At 55.0% G+C, this 18,622-nt stretch carries 14 protein-coding genes; 3 read left to right on the top strand and 11 right to left on the bottom strand.

Translation table 11 applies throughout. The annotated features are described in order from the left end of the window. Positions 1-81 precede the first annotated feature (81 nt). From cysM to O1Q98_RS07605, 4 genes are all read right to left on the bottom strand, one after another. Positions 82-990 (bottom strand): cysteine synthase CysM, encoded by a 909-nt coding sequence (gene cysM / locus O1Q98_RS07590; protein ID WP_125258415.1) that lies wholly within the window; start codon positions 988-990, stop codon positions 82-84. Between the two features lie 81 nt (positions 991-1,071). Next, complete coding sequence (locus tag O1Q98_RS07595) at positions 1,072-1,971, bottom strand: Dyp-type peroxidase (RefSeq protein ID WP_125258414.1); 900 nt, start codon at positions 1,969-1,971, stop codon at positions 1,072-1,074. Positions 1,972-2,143: 172 nt separating this feature from the next. Continuing rightward, positions 2,144-3,451 carry a purine-cytosine permease family protein gene (locus tag O1Q98_RS07600; protein WP_125258413.1) on the bottom strand — a complete coding sequence of 436 codons (1,308 nt, stop codon included), beginning with the start codon at positions 3,449-3,451 and terminating at the stop codon, positions 2,144-2,146. Positions 3,452-3,466: 15 nt separating this feature from the next. Next, on the bottom strand, positions 3,467-4,144 hold the full coding sequence (locus tag O1Q98_RS07605) for a helix-turn-helix transcriptional regulator (RefSeq protein WP_125258412.1): 678 nt from the start codon (positions 4,142-4,144) through the stop codon (positions 3,467-3,469). 274 nt (positions 4,145-4,418) lie between these two features. Between O1Q98_RS07605 and O1Q98_RS07610 the strand changes: the two genes are divergently transcribed. Then, positions 4,419-4,712, top strand: coding sequence for a helix-turn-helix domain-containing protein (locus O1Q98_RS07610; RefSeq protein ID WP_125258411.1), 294 nt, complete (start codon positions 4,419-4,421; stop codon positions 4,710-4,712). 78 nt (positions 4,713-4,790) lie between these two features. On the opposite strand, the gene O1Q98_RS07615 is transcribed toward O1Q98_RS07610, so the two are convergent. The 6 genes from O1Q98_RS07615 to O1Q98_RS07640 all read right to left on the bottom strand — a co-directional run bounded on the left by O1Q98_RS07615 (position 4,791) and on the right by O1Q98_RS07640 (position 14,405). Then, on the bottom strand, positions 4,791-5,381 hold the full coding sequence (locus O1Q98_RS07615) for an RpoE-regulated lipoprotein (RefSeq protein WP_240632716.1): 591 nt from the start codon (positions 5,379-5,381) through the stop codon (positions 4,791-4,793). 189 nt (positions 5,382-5,570) lie between these two features. Next, the gene (locus O1Q98_RS07620) at positions 5,571-7,232 is read right to left on the bottom strand and encodes an ABC transporter ATP-binding protein/permease (protein ID WP_125258410.1); all 1,662 of its coding nucleotides are present in this window, start codon (positions 7,230-7,232) and stop codon (positions 5,571-5,573) included. Continuing rightward, entirely contained in the window at positions 7,229-10,009 is a 2,781-nt protein-coding gene (locus O1Q98_RS07625) for a M16 family metallopeptidase (RefSeq protein WP_125258409.1), read from the bottom strand. The genes O1Q98_RS07620 and O1Q98_RS07625 overlap by 4 nt, the downstream gene beginning before the upstream one ends. A gap of 101 nt (positions 10,010-10,110) precedes the next feature. Then, positions 10,111-12,672, bottom strand: coding sequence for a TonB-dependent receptor plug domain-containing protein (locus tag O1Q98_RS07630; protein ID WP_125258408.1), 2,562 nt, complete (start codon positions 12,670-12,672; stop codon positions 10,111-10,113). Positions 12,673-12,708: 36 nt separating this feature from the next. Beyond that, a complete protein-coding gene (locus O1Q98_RS07635; RefSeq protein ID WP_125258407.1) occupies positions 12,709-13,674 on the bottom strand; it encodes a TonB family protein in 966 nt (321 codons plus the stop codon). Between the two features lie 305 nt (positions 13,675-13,979). Continuing rightward, entirely contained in the window at positions 13,980-14,405 is a 426-nt protein-coding gene (locus O1Q98_RS07640) for a GNAT family acetyltransferase (RefSeq protein WP_125258503.1), read from the bottom strand. Positions 14,406-14,604: 199 nt separating this feature from the next. On the opposite strand from O1Q98_RS07640, the gene hemF reads away from it, so the two are divergent. Then, a complete protein-coding gene (gene hemF, locus O1Q98_RS07645; protein ID WP_125258406.1) occupies positions 14,605-15,537 on the top strand; it encodes an oxygen-dependent coproporphyrinogen oxidase in 933 nt (310 codons plus the stop codon). Beyond that, the gene (locus tag O1Q98_RS07650) at positions 15,537-15,986 is read left to right on the top strand and encodes a YaiI/YqxD family protein (protein WP_035340027.1); all 450 of its coding nucleotides are present in this window, start codon (positions 15,537-15,539) and stop codon (positions 15,984-15,986) included. Before hemF ends, O1Q98_RS07650 begins: the two co-directional genes overlap by 1 nt. A gap of 54 nt (positions 15,987-16,040) precedes the next feature. On the opposite strand, the gene maeB is transcribed toward O1Q98_RS07650, so the two are convergent. Then, positions 16,041-18,320: an NADP-dependent oxaloacetate-decarboxylating malate dehydrogenase gene (gene maeB / locus O1Q98_RS07655; RefSeq protein ID WP_125258405.1), complete on the bottom strand. Its 2,280-nt coding sequence runs from the start codon at positions 18,318-18,320 to the stop codon at positions 16,041-16,043. Positions 18,321-18,622: the final 302 nt, after the last annotated feature.

Below are 18,622 nucleotides of genomic sequence, written 5' to 3' on the forward strand. Positions count from 1 at the left end.
CTGTGGAAAGGCTCTGTCGGTGCCAAGAGCAATGGGGGTCGCCTGATGAGGACGTTGATATTCAGGCGCAGGCGCACTATTTCAGCACGGCACCTCATGCTCGGTGCCTGACGCAAAAATGCCCGTAGACAGATAACGATCGCCACGATCGCACACCACCGTAACCACCAAACTGCCGGGATGCCCAGCGGCGATGCGCAACGCACCGGCTACCGCACCGCCGGAACTGACACCGCAAAAGATGCCTTCCTCGCGCGCCAACCGCCGTAGCGTGGTTTCAGCGTCTTGCTGAGAGATATCCATGATGCTGTCAACCAGTTGCGGCTGGAAAATGCCGGGCATGTAGGCCGGTTGCCAGCGCCGAATGCCGGGGATCTGACTACCGGCTTGCGGCTGTAGGCCAACGGTATACACCGCCGGATTTTGACTTTTCAGGTAACGGCTCACACCGGTTATGGTGCCGGTGGTGCCCATACAAGAGACAAAATGACTGACTCGCCCACCGGTCTGCCGCCAGATTTCCGGCCCGGTCGTGGTGAAATGCGCCAGGGGATTATCGGGGTTATTAAACTGATCCAATAATTTTCCCTCGCCTGCTTCAGCCATCAATGCCGCCAGATCGCGCGCGCCCTCCATGCCTTGCGCCTGACTAACCAACACCAACTCTGCGCCGTAGGCCCGCATAGCAGCCTGACGTTCCAGGCTCATGTTATCGGGCATCAGCAGCCGTAAACGATAGCCTTTCATCGCCGCCACCATCGCCAGCGCAATACCGGTATTGCCGCTGGTGGCTTCAATTAGCCTGTCACCCGGCGCTATCTCTGCACGCCGCTCTGCCTCGGTTATCATCGACAGCGCCGCCCGGTCTTTTACCGAACCGGCCGGGTTATTCCCTTCAAGCTTCAGCCAGATTTCACTGTCGGTATGGCGTGCCAAACGTTGCAGTTTGACCAGCGGCGTGTTGCCAACGCAGTGTTCGAGTGTGGTCATATGCTCTCTCCGGTGCGCCCGTCGCACACAAAAAAACAGGCACCACGACGAGTGCCTGACGGTGATATCAATCGATAGCAGTTATAGCGATAACAGGCGGGTAAGAGAAGGGGCAAAAAAGTAACTGCCGCTCACTGCGCGGGTAAAACGCAGCATGTCGTCACGCTTACCATCGCGATCGCCGAACATGCTCAGTAACTGCTGCTCAATGTTATAGAGGCGGGCACAGTAGGCGGCGAAATAGAGGCCATGTTTGCCGCTGGCGGTGCCATACGGCAGGCTCTGGCGCAGAATTTTCAGCCCTTTACCCTCTTCTTTCAGATCAACGCGGCTTAAGTGTGACGTTACCGGGCGTTCCTCAGCTGAGAGTTCTTCGTTATCTTGTTTGGTGCGGCCAATCATCTGCTCCTGCTGCTCCACGCTCATGCGGTTAAGCTGGCGCAGGTTATGCTCAAAGCGTTGCACAAACACATAGCTGCCGCCTTCGCCCGGCTCGCCTTCAGGAATAATCGCGACCGCCTGGCGTGCCTCACCCTGCGGGTTTTCTGTACCATCAACAAACCCGCTCAGGTCACGATCTTCCACCCAGCGAAAACCGTGGGTTTCCTCTTCAACGTTGATGGTGTTGCCGAATGCCGCCAGCAACGCCTGTGCCAGAGTAAAGTTGACGTCATGACGCAGCGACTGAATATGAATCAACATATCGCGTTGCGTTGCCGGGGCCAGACCATTACCGAGCGGCGTGAACGATTTCAACTCTACCGCACTGTTATCGCAGTCAAGCTCACGCCAGACCTCATAGCCAAAAGCCACCACCGCACCCAGTCCGGCATCGGGGAAACGCTGCTGCAACTCAGTCAGTGCCTGACAAAACTTTTTGCACCCTTGGCGGATGGCATCAAATTCTCCCTGTACCATCGCCTCCATAAAAATGGCAAAACGGCGATGTTCAAGCAAAATACCGCTTTGAATTTGCGTCATCAGTAGCTTCCTCACATTACTCAGCGCAGTGTCATCAAGAAAACGCAGAGGCGTGTACCACACGCCTCCAGCCAATGCACCATGATATCAGACGATGTTGACGATGACAGAATAACCTTACAGCTCAAGGTAGAAAGCCGCCTTTTTGTCGCCACATGATACCAAGACGTCGCTATATTGCCTGCGCGCGTTGCGCACTGCCCCTTCTTGTCGCAACCATAACCCCCAGCACCCCATACAACAGGCTCGCCGCCAGCAGCGACGTTAATGCCGGAATACCCCAGTCGGTAAATGCGCCAACGCCGCTGCCCACCAGACTTGCCACAATCGCCATCCAGCCAATCGCAGGCGTGTGCTTCTCATCCGGCAACGCCCCCTCGCGGCGGCTGTCATCAAGCAAACGGCGGCTGGTGCGCAGCAGATAATAATCCACCAACATGACACCAATTACCGGCGGGAAAAATACGCCAAGCCAGGTCAGAAAATCCACAAAGCGGTCTAAAATGCCTATCACCGACAGGAACGTCCCCACCAGGCCAATCAATAGCGTAATGGATTGATAACGAAGTTTTTTACCGGTAATGCCTTCAACGGCATTCGCGATACCCAGCGAAGAGGAGTAGAGGTTAATGTCATTAATCCGCAGCGTGGAGAAAATCACGGTAATCAGCCCTATTCCACCGGCGGTTTGTGACATGATGGTGACAATATCCGCCGTATTCAGCGCCCGGGCAATTAACATCGCCAGCCCATTGACGAAGAACTCGCCGATGACGATAGAGAGCAGGGTTATCCACATCACATGCGAGCCCTGCCGGGAATAGCGCGTCATATCCGGTGTGATGAGGCTTGCGACAATACAGCCGCCAACCACCATCGTTGCCCCGGCACTCACCGTAATCACCTCGCCTGAAGCCGCTGTTTGCCACAATACGGCAAGGCTATGGCCACTTAATGTCATTACCGAAATATAACCGACCACCATGATAAACAGCGGCACGGCAATTCTGGCGGTATAGCGCAGCGCGCGAAAACCGAACGTGACCAGCAGCGTTAATGCGCAGCCAGAAAGCGTTGCAGCAACGCCGAACCCCAGCCGGTCGCCTAAGGCATAATTTAACGAGCGGGCGAACACAGCGTTTTGCACACCGAACCACCCCAGCAGACTGATGGCGATAATGGCACCGATAAGCACCGCGCCCAATCGACCAAAACCACACCAGCGTGCCAGTAAACTGCCGGAAAGTCCCTCTCGCATCCCGGCGTATCCCAGGCCTAAGGTGGCAAGGCCAAAAATGGCGCTACCTATCGCTATCGCCAGGAATGCATCGCCAGAACTCATACCGTGGCCCAACACGGCTCCCAACATAAACTGATCCAGCGCCGTCAACATACCAATATGCACCAACGCCACATTAAAAAGCGGCAACCGTGCCGACCCCGGCACACGACTCACCGGGTAATCATCAATATTCGCCATGACTGAATGTCCTTGTCAGATAAATAAAATGCCTTTCGTCAGCAATGACGCAGGAATAAAACTATCCAGTCCCTGCTGATAACAGAACTCCTCAAACTGGCTAAATGAATTCACCCCGGCCTTTTGATACATACTTTGAATTCTATTTTCGATAGTACGGCTGGAGAGATTGAACTGACGCGCAATTTCCTTACTGGAAAAACGACGCAATAGCAGAAATAACGTATCCAACTCAGCCCGGGTAAACAGGTGGGTTGTTGCATCGGTTTTCAGTATTGAAGGCTTGCGCTTGTGAATATGGATAAGCGGAGACAATGTCCCCATTGGTCTGGCGTTCCATAAAATCCCCACACACTCTTTTTCAGGCGTAAACAGAGGGATTTTTTCGCTAATAAACGGTGAGAGCTCTGACTTACCGAACCAATAATGTGTTTCAATCACCGCCACTCGCTCTGCACATGCCTCGGTACGACGATCGTGCTCAATAAACTTGTCAGAGAATTCGGCCCAGTCGATGGGGAACTCCTCATCAAAACGGCCCTCAATATCGAAGCATGCTGGCGTATTGGTGTAACGATACGCTTCGGCATTCATATAAACATGGCGAGAGTTTATATCCTTAATCCCCCAAGGCTCATTTAGTCCATTCAGCAAAGGGATAAACGAGCACAGATAAGTCTGCATGTCTGTCATGGCAAACAACACCCTGTAGATAAAACACGTCCCACATTAAAACAAAAAAAATAATTACCGAGATAATTAATCTTTGTCGTAATTTCAAAACAAAAATAAATCACATAAAAACAATCAACATCCAAAATTACTCTTAAATAACTGTTACCAGCATGATATCGCTAAATTCATCAAATGAAATTTAATTCAAGAGTATTTTTTACCTATAAAAGTGTGTAATAGTAAAAGCCTGTCACAAAAAATAGCAATCAGCCCTGGTTATAGAGGATTAAATATGCGCTCAAGGAGAACGGACTGGCATTCCGCCGATATTATTGCTGCGTTAAGGAAGAAAGGAACCTCTCTCTCTGCGGTATCACGACAGGCTGGCCTAAGCTCAACCACGCTGGCAAACGCCCTTTATCGTCCATGGCCAAAAGGCGAGTGGCTTATTGCCAGCGCACTGGGTGTCAAACCGGAAGAGATCTGGCCGAGTCGTTATTACGACCCACAGACAAATACGCTACTTGATCGCAGAAAGTTGATGCGTAACACCAATACCCAGCCTCATTCGCAACCCTCAGCATGAGTGAGAGCGCCTACGCTATCTATCTTCAGGCCGGGCAGCAACACCCGGCCTGAAGCCGCCTGCGGGCGGTAAAAATAGTTACTCTCGCCCCTGTGCATGCCAGACGATTTTGCTGACTTTCCAGTGCATGAGAATATCGTCTGGCGGCATAAGTCCTTCCGGGCCGTTCCAGTCGCCGGAAAACAGGTAGCTGACATGTTTACCCTGTGGCGCGACACACTCTACCGCGCGCGCATCGGCACCTTGCCCAGGCTGGCACACCCCGAACGCTTTGCTGTATAACCCGCTGAACTCATCACCCAGTTTTACGCCCCATTCGCTGGCGATGGCACGGTCTGTCACCACAACCTGGCTGACCTGGCCTTTTGGCGCGCCGGTAATTTCCAGCACCACCTGCTCATCCTTCATCGCCTGATAAACCGACACCAGTTTACCGTTGCGGCTTTCCATACCGCCACGCAGCCGATAGTCGCTATTGAGTGCATTACTCAACGCAGACTCCAGCATCGGTGTTGATGCATTTACCCCGCCGACGCCCGCATCCGTCACGCTTAAATGGTGCCCAAACCAGTTAAATGGCGACAGACTTGACCAGGAAAAGCTGGAAAGCGTACTGCACCCAGCCAATAAGAAAGGGAAAAACAGCAATAATGGACGCACTTTTGTCACACTCGACTCCTCAACATAAAACGGCAGCGCATCGCCGACCCCGGCCATCGCACTGGCTATTGGAGTCTGCAACACACAGAAAGTGCCGTAAAAATTTACGCCGACACTTCACCACATGCGGTTTAAGGTGCCAAGGTTAACATTGATTGGGCCAGCCGGTGAAACCTTCCCCGGCCAGCCCTGGTGAGATTAGCGGAATGCGGCGAGATCGATATGGTCGTGAAACAAATCCGCCAGTTCCTGCTGGTGAGTAACGGCAATCACCGTGCATGCAGGCAGCGCCTGACGGATAACCTCCAGCACCTGGCGTGCGGCCTGTTGGTCAAGCTGGCTGGTGGCTTCATCGAGGTACAGATGATCTGGTCGATTGACCAGCGCCCGCGCCAGCGCCAGCCGCTGGCGTTCACCGCCGGAAAAGACGCGATCCCAGTTCATTTGCTGCTGCAAGCTTTCGCCCCACTCGCCCAGTCCAACCTGTTCCAGCGCCTGACGCAATACCGCATCGTCTTCTCGCGGCGCGCTCGGGTAACACACCACTTCGGCTAATGTTCCCTGGCCCAGATAGCTGTGCTGCGGCAACAGTAAGTGGCTACCGCTGCCGGTCTGCCACGCGCCTTCGTAATACGGCCATAGCCCCGCCAGAGTGCGCAACAGCGTCGATTTACCGAGCCCGCTCTGCCCACACAGGCGGCTCCAGCTAGCGGGCGCGCAGCTAAAGGTCACGTTACGCAGCAATGGCTGCCCCTGCGGCGTGGAGAAGCTCAGGCGTTCAACCTGCAACAACTTTCCTTGCACCACCGGGCGCGACGTCTCCTGATGCGCGGCAATTTCCTGACGGAACTGATCCAGACGCGTCAGGCTGGCGGACAGCTCCACCAGTGAGTAATAGACCCGAATAAACCAACTCAGCGCGCTGTGTACCTGGCCGAATGCGCTGCGAATTTGCATTAAGCCCCCCAGGGTAACGGTCTTGCTAAGAAAGGCGGGCAATGCCGCAAAGACCGGTACAATCAGGCTAACGCGGGTGTAACCAACGGTGAACAGGCCAAGGTTGCGCTCTGCACCCATCAGCGCGCGCCAGTTACGCACTATCGATAAAAAATGGCCGCGCAGTTGCTGGCGCTCCTGACGTTCACCGCCATAGAGCGCTATCTGTTCCGCATGATCGTGCTTGCGCAACAATGCCGCACGAAAATCCGCCTCGGCCTGCTGTTTGTGGTAGTTGATGCCGTGTAAACGTTTACCCACCCATTGGGTGATCAGGCTGCCAAACAGGGTGTAGATAAGCGCCACCCACACCAGATAGCCGCTTACCGAGATGCTGTACCCCCACAGCGAGAACTGCTGCACGCCGGAAAGATCCCACAAGATGAGCAGGAATGAGAACAACTGGGCAAAGGTGATAAGAAACGACACCGACAAGCGCACCGTCTGGGTGACAAACAGATCGACATCCTGCGCGATACGCTGGTCAGGGTTATCAACCTGATTACTCAGTGACAGGCGGTAGAACGCACGCTTGGCCAGCCAGCTGTCAATCAGCTCCGCCGTCATCTGCTCACGCCAGCGAATAATCAGCAGTTTGGTCAGCCACTCCTGATACACGAACACGCCAATATAAATAAGAATATACAGGCAATATTCCTTGATGAGCAGATAAAGCAGCGCGCTGTCAAAAGCGCCTAGCGCATCATAGAAGCTTTTGCTCCAGTCGTTGATACGGACGTTGAGATAGACAATGCTGCCGCCCATCGCCACGATAGCCGCCAGCAACAGCCAGTTTTGCCCGTAGCGCCAGTTCAGCCAGAACGGGCGGCACAGAGAGAGAAACGCGCGCGCGAAGGCCTTCACGATGTTTTCTCCTGCGGCAGCGTCACCAGCACCGCCTGATTATCCGGGTGCCATAATCTCGCGGCCGCCTCACGAATCGCCTCAAAGGTAATCGACGGTGCCAGGCTATCAAGCTCGGTGAGATAACGAGGGTCATGATAGTGGCGATAACTGAGGATAAGCCGTGACATCAGCGCGCTGTTGTCTTGCTGACGAGCCCGTTCGCTTTGAATGAACTGACGCCGTTCTTGCTCAACGTCCTGCGGCGTGATGCGTGCCGCCGCCGTTTCCAGCACCTGTTGCGCGTTGCGCCTTAACTCCTGCGCCCGCTGTGGCGAGGTGGTAAAACGCAGTTCGGTTTCGATACGTTCATTTTTGTCGTTTAACCGGCTTTCCAGCTTCAGGTTATAAATACCCTGTGCCTCATCACGCAAGCTGGCTTTGAGATAGCGTGCCGCCAGCCGGGCGGCGATATTCGCCTGCACCGCTTGCTGCGGCGTCCAGCGCTGCGGGGTGAAGCTCCACAGATACACATCTGCGCGAGGCTCCAGATTCATCGCCAGCACCCGCTCACGCTTACCCGGTAGTGCCAGATAGGGCGTGCTGGCGTCACTTGCCTGACGCGGCAACGCCGCAAGGTAGCGTGTCACCAGCGGGCGCAGTTGCTCGGCCGGCATATCCGCCAGCAGATAGTAGGTCACCGGCGCGGCGGCGGTCTGTCGCCACTGATGTAGCAGCGGCTCACGGCTCACCGCATCTAACGCCGCACGCGTTGGAAACGCCATACCGGTTTTGCCAAACTGCAATTCGGCGATTGCCCGCTCGCGCTGGGTACTCACGCTCTGCTCGCGCGTGACCTGCTGACGTTTGAGCGTCGCCAGGCTCTCGCGCAGAGCACCTTCTTCAATATCGCCCTGTCGATTCATCGCGTAATAGAGATGAAATAGCGATTCTAAATGGCTGATGCTGGCGCTGCCGCTCCAGCGCAGCTCATCGGGTTGATAGTCAAGGCTGAGTGAAACCTGCTGCGCTTTTTTCCAGTCGGCCAGATCGTGGCCTTTCCAGCCCGCAGGCCCATTCTGGCTGACAAGCTGTCCGGCAAGCTGGGCCAGCCACGGGTCGCGCCCCGGAGCCATAAAACCGGTGGGTGACAGCACCGTCAGCATCGCTGATTTTCCCGGCTGCGCCGGGCGCAACCACACTAACCGGTCGCCATTTGCCAGTTGCCACTCGGCTACTTTTTGTGCCGGAAAAGCTCGTTCTTGTGTAATTGAGCCCTGCTCCTGTGCCTCCGGTAACGAAGGCACCACCCGCTCGACCGGCGGCTGTAAGGGCGAGAGCGTCGAGTGTGCGACCTGCTGATAGCGTTTTTCAACTTCACTCTGGGAAGGCAGCGTAAATGGCTGGCCACCCGGAATGCTGAATTGCACCAGTTGATCCGGCGAGGACAACCAGCGTTGCAGGCAAGCGTGAATATCCGCATCGCTGATGCCTTGCAGCAGGGTCAACACCTGCTGGCCAAGTTGCTGTTTGCCAACATAAGGCCGCTCCTGCTGCCAGGCTATGACCAACTGCTGAACCCAGTCAGAGAATTCACGCTGCTCGGGCGTCGCCACCATTTTTTCAGCCGACTGGCGTAACGTCGCTTTGACGGCGGCAATATCGGCGGCCAATAGCGGGTAACGCTGTAGGCGAGTCATTTCTTGCAGCAGCACATCCAGCCCTTGCAGATGGCTCTCCGGCAATACCGACGCAAACAGCCCCAGTGCAACGGTGGTGCGGCCAATATCTGACTTACGCACCACCAGACTGCTGACAGCACCGGAGGTCGGCAGCGGCTGGCGCTGCACCTGACGACTCAGCGCCTCCAGCGTTATCTGGTTGATCAACCGCTGGCGCACACCCGCCTCTCCCGCTGCTTTACCAACCGAATCATCAAAGCGCAACACGAATGACACCTGACTGACGCTGCTCTGGCTGTCTTGCAGGCGCACCAGATGACGTTGCGGGCGCAATTGCGGCTCGGCGTCAGCGCGCTCGGGCAACGCCACATCCGGCAGGTTGCCCATTGTCTGGGTAATCGCCTGTTTAACCTCCTCAACCGAGAGATCGCCAATCACCATCAGGCGCATATTACGCGGCTGATACCAGCGGGAATAAAAGCCGCGCAGCACCGTTACCGGTGTCGATTGAATGGAAGCTTCAGAGCCGATAACCGGGCGGCTGGGATACCGCGAATCATGGCGAATCGCCGCCACACGCTGCTGATTCATCCGCTCGGCCACGCCGAGTTTACCGCGCCACTCCTCAAGAATAACCTGGCGCTCACGCTGCCAGTCTTCCGGCTCGAAACGCGCCTGAGCAGCGATTTGAGCCAGAGCATTCAGCGACAAGGTCAGTGAGGGCTTACCATCCGGCGGGCTTAACATATAGACGGTGCGTTCATAGTTGGTCATGGCGTTATAGTGCTGACCGCGCACCCAGCCGCGCTGCCCCAGCATCTGCGCCAGCCCTTGCGGGTAATCACGCGTGGCGCGAAACACCATATGCTCGACCATATGCGCCACGCCGGACTCGTTATCCTGTTCATCAAGCGAACCGCTCTCGACGCTGAGACGGATATCCAGGCGTTGCTGCTGGCCTGCCAGCGGCACAATGGTATAGCGCAAACCGTTCGCCAGTTGCCCTTGCGTTATCTGCGGCAACGGGCTGGTGATAATCGGTGGCTGGGCCGTGGCCAGTGTGCTTAACAGGCAGCCGCCCACCGCGCTTATCCAGCGTAAAATCATGTTTCTCATTGATCACTCATTATGGATTACATAGAACAGATGGCATCTCGCCAAAATGACACGACGGGCGCAAAGCTCTCGCTCTGCGCCCTGTCATTCATGGCCGCTGATTACCAGTTGTAGGCCACACCCAGCCAGAACTGGCGACCCAGTTTGTACGTCACGGTATCCCCGGTGGTTTCCTGCGAGGTGGCAATCACGTTGTCAAATACGTTGATGACATCCACGGTCAGATCCAGCGACTGATTTTTGAACGTCGGCACCGAGTAGTTAAAACGCCAGTCATACGAGACGTAATCCTGATATTTACGGTCGGTATACTGCGTTGCCGCGCCGGTGTAATCGCCGCAGCCGCTGATGCTGGCAGAACAGGTAATGCTACGGGTGCGATAACCGGTATACCCGGAGGTATAGGCCAGATGGTGATCCCAGTTCAGGCGCAGAGCCGGGAAATAGGTATTCAGATTCAGCGCCACTTCCCACGGCGTGTTGTAGTCCAGCGCATCCATGTCACGGCGGTCGGTCAGTTGGCCTTTAAAAATGACCTTGCTGTCATCCTGATTGCTCTGGTCATAGTAAATCTGCGAACTGCTTTTGTTATCGACTTTACTGGCGCTGAGTTTCCAGCCGATATCGGCGTATTTCAGCTTATAAGGGCTGATAGGCTCCACTTCCAGCGAGAAAGTATTGCCTTGCGTGCGGGCATCGTTAGTCAGGTAGTAATAGCGCTGGCCGTCGGCGTCGGTTCGGCTGCTGCGGCCAAACTGCTCGCGCCCTTGCCGGTTCACCCATTTCAGCGTCCAGACGGTGTCATACACACGCTGTGACAGGCCGAGCGAGAGCTCATCGCTGTACGGGGTTTTCAGGTCAGAAATATCATAGTCATTGGAACCATAACCGGTCGCGCTACTACTCCAGGCTCCGCTGGCGCTGGTGCGCGATTGCACCACCGACTCACTGATGCCTGAACGCAGTTTATAGGCCAGCATGTTCTGGGCGTAATAGCGGTTCGCGCCGCCAAACAGCCGCGTCGAACGGTCGCCAAACACATCATAAGAGGCCGCCAGACGCGGGGCGATATTCAGGTTTTTCAGGTAATCGTCATATTGCAGACGCACGCCCGGCGTCACCTCAAGCCGCTTGTAGCTCACACTGTCTTGCAAATACATGGCGTAGTTGAGGTAATCACCCTGCACCTGACGGGCCGGATAGAGGTTACGGCTGCGGTAATATTGCTCGCCGCCAATACAGAAATCATCCCCGCTGCGGCAGGCCACGCCTTTGCTGATAGTGGGCGCACCCCGGTTGGAATAGACGTCGTTAAAGCGGCGATAGCGCGCCTGATAGGAATCCACCTGCCAGCCCATATCAAGCTGATGACTGGTGCCCCACAGCGCCAGCGGGTTGAGCTCGTAATCCTGTTTTAGGGTGACGGTCTGTTTTTCTGTCGCATACTTGCCGTAGCCACCGATCCCGGCGAGCTGAGAGTTTACCCCCGCCGCACCGCTGCCCCAGTCAATGACATTAGAGACAAAACGAGAAGGAAGGTTGTAGCGATACCAGGACTGATAGCTGTCGGACTCATGCTCAATGCGGTTTTCCTCAAACTGGTATCCGGCAAGGCTGGTGACTTTCCCCCAGTCCGTATTGTGTTCCCACTCAATATTGCCGCGATATCCGCCGCCGGTATTGGTAAAGCCGCCGTTTTTGATGTCTTTCTTGTAAAAACGGGATTCGTGCGGCGCATACATCCCCGTCAGGCGTAAAATATCGCCGTTATCCGCCAGATAGGTGCCTTTTAATAAATAGGTTTCCGCCTGACGCGTCTGGCTAACCGTATCGCCCATCACCGTATTATAAAAAGGGATGGTTGATTGCTGGCGATTATAGGCAAAAATAAACCCGGCTTTATCGCTTAACGGTTGGTTCATACTAACGGAATAAAAATTCTTGGTGAATTTCGGCTGATAATAAAGCTGGCTGGCAGAAAAGAAGTCCGATGAAATATCATCATCAATATGATAGCGCGCCCAGCTATCGCGGGTAGTGCGGTAAGCTATTCGCCCTGATGCGCGATCCAACTTCGGGTCTTTTAATTTGGCATCAACCACACCACCGGTAAAATCACCGTATTTAGCGGAAATATTACTGTCGAACACCTGTAATTGTTCGATCAGTTCTGAGTTAATCCAGAATGATTGTGCGCCACCTGCTGGTAAATCCGTCGGGCTATAACCATCGGGCGTATTACTCAGCTCACCGTTATTCGCCCCAGGGTTAATGACGTTGTTATTTGATAACCCATCAATCATGTAGTTATTCTGGTAAAACTTCTCACCATGAAATGACACATTTTCCGGCTGTAATTCACCCGGTGTTTGGCTGCTATCCGCTGAGTTTGAAAAACGCACATTGGGGTTATTACGCAGCAATTCCGTCACGCTGCCATTGCGGGTAGGCGTGCGTTTAATTTGCTCACTGGTAATAATTTGCGTACCCATTGTCTGGCTGGTCGGTGTTGAGCGCACCAGAATAGTATCTTCACTTGCAGGGTTATTTTCCGCAGCCAGCGGTTTACTATTATCACCCTTTTGTATTTTATCTTGCTGTTCGGCAGCCAGCGCCGTTGACGATACGCCAAGTATCATCATCAAATAAAGATGCTTATTCATATAGTCATTTCCTATAACCCTGGTGGTATTAAAAAATTAACGTTGCAATTCAATATGCCCGTTTAATTGAAAAATAACGGATACCGTTTGGTTAGTTGCACCAGTACCCGATTGATAACGCCAGCGCGCCATATCTTTGATGACGTCGTGGCTAAACATCCCGGCGGGATCTTCTGATAACACCCGAATCGCCGTAACCGTACCGCTGTCGGTAATATCAAACTGTAGCCTGACACGCCCCTCAACCCCCATCGCGCGCGCCCGGGTTGGGTAATTCACCCGACGCTGTAGCGCTTTAACGACCTGGCTCTGGTCATTACCGGCACCCTGGTCAGCCTGCCCTTCACGACTCTCGCCTTGCCGGGATGCGGCGCCAACCTGCTGTGCGCCCGCATGGCGCGCGCTGGATGCATGTGCCGTTTCTTTCGCGTTCTCCGTCGATGCGCCATCGATTGACTGCGCTTTCACATCTGACTGCGCTTTCGTATCTGACTGCATTTTGGCTTCGCGCGGCGCTTTTTCGCGCTCGAATGACGGTGATGCAACAGCAGATAACTCTTCCGCTGTTTTCGGCTCCTCTTGCCGTTTTTTCACCGGTGGCGCACTTTTACGCACGGTCGGCTCTTCGCGCTTACGCTCGGAGGCCTCTTTTACCTGACGGCGCGGCACCGGTTTGCTTTCCGGCAGGGTGACGACCGCCTGCGCATTCACCGGCAAAATAGCCTCTGCGGGCAATGCAGCCGTCTCAGACGAGTCCGGCATCGCCGAGTCCGACACGGCCAATGGGGCAAACGCCTCTGGCGCACTGTCGGTATGTGTATTGATGGCCTGCCACTGCATCGCTGAAGACGATAAGAGCGCGACCTGTAAACCGGACATGCTCTCCCCACTGCGCCCGGCAGAGAGTGTCAGCGCATCCCGCTGCGTATACCCCCAGAGCAGGGCATAAACCACAGACAGGTGGATAGCCAGAGATAGCAGAAAAGAATGGGTAACTCTCAAACTAACACCTTGTTTTATATTATTTTTATTTCAACCGTACACCACTGCGTCGGTATCGTTAGCTGCCTTTTATGGTAACGCTAACAAAGGCAATGATTATTGAGATCAAAACGATACTCATTATCAACAAAATGATACAAATGACCAGAAAATTCTGACCATTCTGATAGAAAACTGGCGGGCAGGAGAAGGTGAAAAAACAGGCAGGAACCACACATCGGCGGCAGGCCGCGCAACGGCACAACAACGCCAGCAGGCTGGCGTTCACCGGGTAGCATCATGCCGCTGCCCGGTGCAACACATCATTAGTATTCTTGATCTTCAATCAGGCGTTTACCGAGGGTAATACTATCCACCTGATCATAGTTCATTTTTTCATACATACCGATTACCGCCGTGTTGTTTTCGCGCACCATCAGATGAATTTTCGGGCAGCCACGGGCAATCAATTTTTTCTCAAGGCGGCTTATCAATGCATTGGCAATGCCGCGACCACGGTAATCAGGATGGACGCCAAGGTAGTACGCCGACCCGCGATGACCGTCATATCCGCCCATCACTGACCCCACCACCGCGCCGCCCACTTCCGCCACCAAAAACAGGTCTGGGTCATGATTAAGCTTACGCTCGATATCCATTTCAGGATCGTTCCAGGGACGCAGCAGATCACAGCGATCCCAAAGGGTGATGACTTCTTCAAAATCATCTTGCCGGAATACACGAATTTCCATAAGGCTTGCCATATTGAGTCAATCATTTCCTCTGATTATGCTGTGATCCACCACAGACGCAACCCTTAGATAATTTCACGCCTCGCACTCATCGTCCGACAGCAGGATGGCGCGATTTTCTCGCCATCACGTCAGGGTGATTCGCTATACTCCCCCAACGGGATACCACCGCTTTTTACTCACACCAATAAGGGACATTATGAGCGCACCTGACATCGCGGCTATCAAACACTTCCTGCTGACCTTGCAGGATACGCTGTGCCAGCAACTGGAACAGGCCGACGGCGTTGCCACGTTTATGGAAGACGCCTGGCAACACACCTCCGGCAGCGGCGGCGGGCGCAGCCGGGTGTTGCGTCAGGGCCGCGTGTTTGAACAGGCGGGCGTCAACTTCTCTCACGTTTGCGGTGCCTCGCTGCCGCCTTCTGCCAGCGCGCATCGCCCCGAGCTTGCCGGGCGCAGCTTTCAGGCGCTCGGTGTCTCGCTGGTTATTCATCCGCTGAACCCTTACGTCCCAACCAGCCATGCCAACGTGCGTTTTTTTATCGCCGAGAAACCGGGTGAAGCGCCCGTCTGGTGGTTCGGCGGCGGCTTTGACCTCACGCCCTACTACGGCTTTCAAGAAGATGTGCGGCACTGGCATCAGACCGCCTTTGATTTATGCCAGCCTTTTGGTGATGACGTTTATCCACGTTACAAAAAATGGTGCGACGATTACTTCTTTCTTAAACACCGCAACGAAGCGCGCGGCGTTGGCGGCCTGTTTTTTGATGACCTGAATGCACCGGGTTTTGAGCGCAGCTTCGCGTTTATGCGCGCCGTCGGCGAGGGCTTTTCATCCGCCTATCTGCCGATAGTCATGCGCCGTAAAGACACACCATGGGGCGAGCGTGAGCGCGAATTCCAGCTTTATCGCCGGGGGCGTTACGTCGAGTTCAATCTGGTGTGGGACAGGGGCACGTTGTTTGGCCTGCAAAGCGGCGGCCGCACGGAATCCATTTTGATGTCGATGCCGCCGCTGGCGCGCTGGGAATATCAATATCACCCCGAGCCCGATAGCCCCGAAGCCGCGTTGTATCGTGATTTTCTGCCGGTTCGAGACTGGCTTGGCCTCAATGAGGAGATGCGCTAATGGCTGCTATCTGGGTCGATGCCGATGCCTGCCCGAATGTCATCAAAGAAGTGTTGTTTCGCGCAGCCGAGCGCAGCGCAACCCACCTGACGCTGGTTGCCAACCAGCCTCTGCGCACGCCGCCCTCGCCTTATATTCATAGCCTGCGGGTCGCGGCTGGGTTTGACGTGGCTGATAACGAAATTGTTCGCCGCGCCGAACCGGGCGATCTGGTTATCACTGCCGATATTCCGCTGGCTGCCGAAGTGCTGGCGAAACACGCCGTGGCGCTCAACCCACGCGGCGAGCGCTACAGCCCGGAGACGATCCGCGAGCGGCTGACGATGCGTGATTTTATGGATACCCTGCGCGCCAGCGGCGTACAAACCGGCGGGCCCGCCACCCTAAACCAGCGTGACCGCCAACAGTTCGCCAACGAGTTGGACAAGTGGCTACGCCAGCAGGCATAAAAAAACCGGCAGGAGAACCTGCCGGTTTGAATGTTACCTGCAGCTAATCATCTATCACAGCGGCGCGGTCTGTGCCTCAACGACCGCCAGCGCCACCATATTCACGATGCGACGTACCGAGGCGATCGGCGTCAGAATATGTACCGGTTTCGCCACGCCCATCAGCACCGGGCCGACGGTCACACCTTCCGAGGATGACACACGCAGCAGGTTATAGCTGATGCGTGCGGCTTCCATGTTCGGCATGATAAGGATATTCGCCGCCCCTTTGAGCGGGCTGTCTGGCATCTGCTCACGACGAATAGCCTCGACCAGCGCCGCATCGCCGTGCATCTCGCCGTCGATTTGCAGATCCGGGGCCATCTTGTTCACCAGCTCCAGCGTGGCGCGCATTTTCTTCGCCGTCGGCGAATCGGAGGTGCCAAAGCTTGAATGCGACAACAGCGCCACTTTCGGCTCAATACCGAAACGGCGCACGGTGCTGGCCGCCATCAGGGCAATTTCCGCCAACTGCTCAGGCGTTGGGTCTGGGTTGACATAGGTATCGGCGATAAAGGTGTTACCGCTCGGCAGCAACAGGGCATTCATCGCACCGGCAACATGTACGCCGTCACGATAGCCAAACACCTTTTCGACCACGCCGAAATGCTCTTCGTAATTGCCCACCGTACCGCAGATCATCGCATCGGCTTCACCACGGTGAACCATGATAGAGCCAATCAGCGTCGGGTTGGCTCGCATCTCGCGCTGGGCCTGCTCCTGTGAGACGCCACGGCGCTTCATCATCTCGAAGTATTCTGTCCAGTAAGCTTTAAAGCGCGGGTCGGACTCATTGTTGACGACTTCGAAATCCTTGCCGATAGCAATCTGCAAGCCCAGTTTCTGAATGCGCTTTTCGATAACCCCTGGGCGACCAATCAGCACCGGGAAGGCCAGCCCCAGCGACACCAGCTCCTGGGTGGCGTGCAGGACGCGCGGGTCTTCCCCTTCCGCCAGCACCACGCGTTTTGGCTGGGTACGCGCCTGGGCGAAAATCGGCTTCATGAACAGGTTAGTCTTGTAGACAAACTGCGTCAGTTTCTCGACGTACTCGTCAAAATTCGCAATCGGACGGGTGGCAACACCGGAGTCCATCGCCGCTTTCGCTACCGCTGGCGCAATCTTGATGATAAGGCGTGGGTCAAACGGTTTCGGGATGAGATATTCCGGGCCAAACGACAGATCCTGATCGCGATAGGCCGAGGCCACCACTTCACTCTGCTCGGCTAAGGCAAGCTCGGCAATGGCGTGGACGCAAGCCAGTTTCATCTCTTCGTTAATGGTGGTCGCGCCAACATCCAGCGCACCACGGAAGATGAACGGGAAACACAGCACATTGTTGACCTGATTCGGGTAATCCGAACGACCGGTACAGACAATCGCATCCGGGCGCACCGCTTTCGCCAACGGTGGCAGGATTTCCGGTTCCGGGTTCGCCAGCGCCATAATCAGCGGGCGCGGGGCCATGGTTTTGACCATATCCTGCGTCAGCACGCCGGGGCCGGAGCAGCCAAGGAAAATATCGGCATTCGGGATCACATCCGCCAACGTGCGGCTGCCGTTATCGTCAATGGCATAAGCGGCCTTGGTTTCTGCCATGTTGGCTTCACGGCCTTTATAAATCACCCCACGGGAATCACACACCGTGATGTTTTCACGCTTAAGGCCAAGCGCCACCAGCAAATTCAGGCAGGCAATCGACGCCGCACCGGCACCGGACACCACCAGACGGACATCGCCAATCTGTTTTTCCACCACGCGCAGGCCGTTTAGTACAGCAGCGGTACAGATAATCGCCGTGCCGTGCTGGTCATCATGAAATACCGGAATTTTCATGCGCTCGCGCAGTTTCTGCTCGATGTAGAAACACTCCGGCGCTTTGATATCTTCCAGGTTGATACCACCGAACGTCGGTTCCAGTGCCGCTATCACGTCAATCAGTTTATCCGGGTCTTGCTCATCCACTTCGATGTCAAACACATCTACGCCGGAGAATTTCTTAAACAGGACGCCTTTGCCTTCCATCACCGGTTTACCGGCCAACGCACCGATATTCCCTAATCCTAATACCGCCGTACCGTTAGAGATAACCGCCACCAGATTGCCACGGGCAGTATATTTGTACGCCGCCAGCGGATCGTCTGCGATTTCGAGACAGGGAGCCGCCACGCCAGGCGAATAGGCCAGCGCCAAGTCACGCTGCGTGGCCAGCGGTTTGGTAGGGGAAACCTGTATTTTCCCCGGCACCGGATACTGGTGGAAATCCAATGCGCTTTGTTTGAGTTGTTCGTCCATAGTTCATTACCTTGTCTTATTGCTTTCAGTAGGGTAGTCACCTACCCAGTTTAGCGTGTCTGCGTTTTGCCAAACTATGAAGCATTACAAAATACGCGCCGGAATACTGCTTAATATAATTAATTAACGAGGCTGAAAATCAGCCACTCTATTGCAGGAGTAAGGCGAAAGAGTGCTGATATATCAATCAACTAGCCTGGAGAATCAGAACAGAAGCATCACGAGCGTCATCAGGCGTAAATTCGCCTGACCGCGTGATAAAAGCAGGTGGAGAGAATCGGTTCTCAGTAAAAAAGCGCCAC

It is taken from the genome of Dickeya lacustris, from assembly GCF_029635795.1.
Taxonomy (GTDB): domain Bacteria; phylum Pseudomonadota; class Gammaproteobacteria; order Enterobacterales; family Enterobacteriaceae; genus Dickeya; species Dickeya lacustris.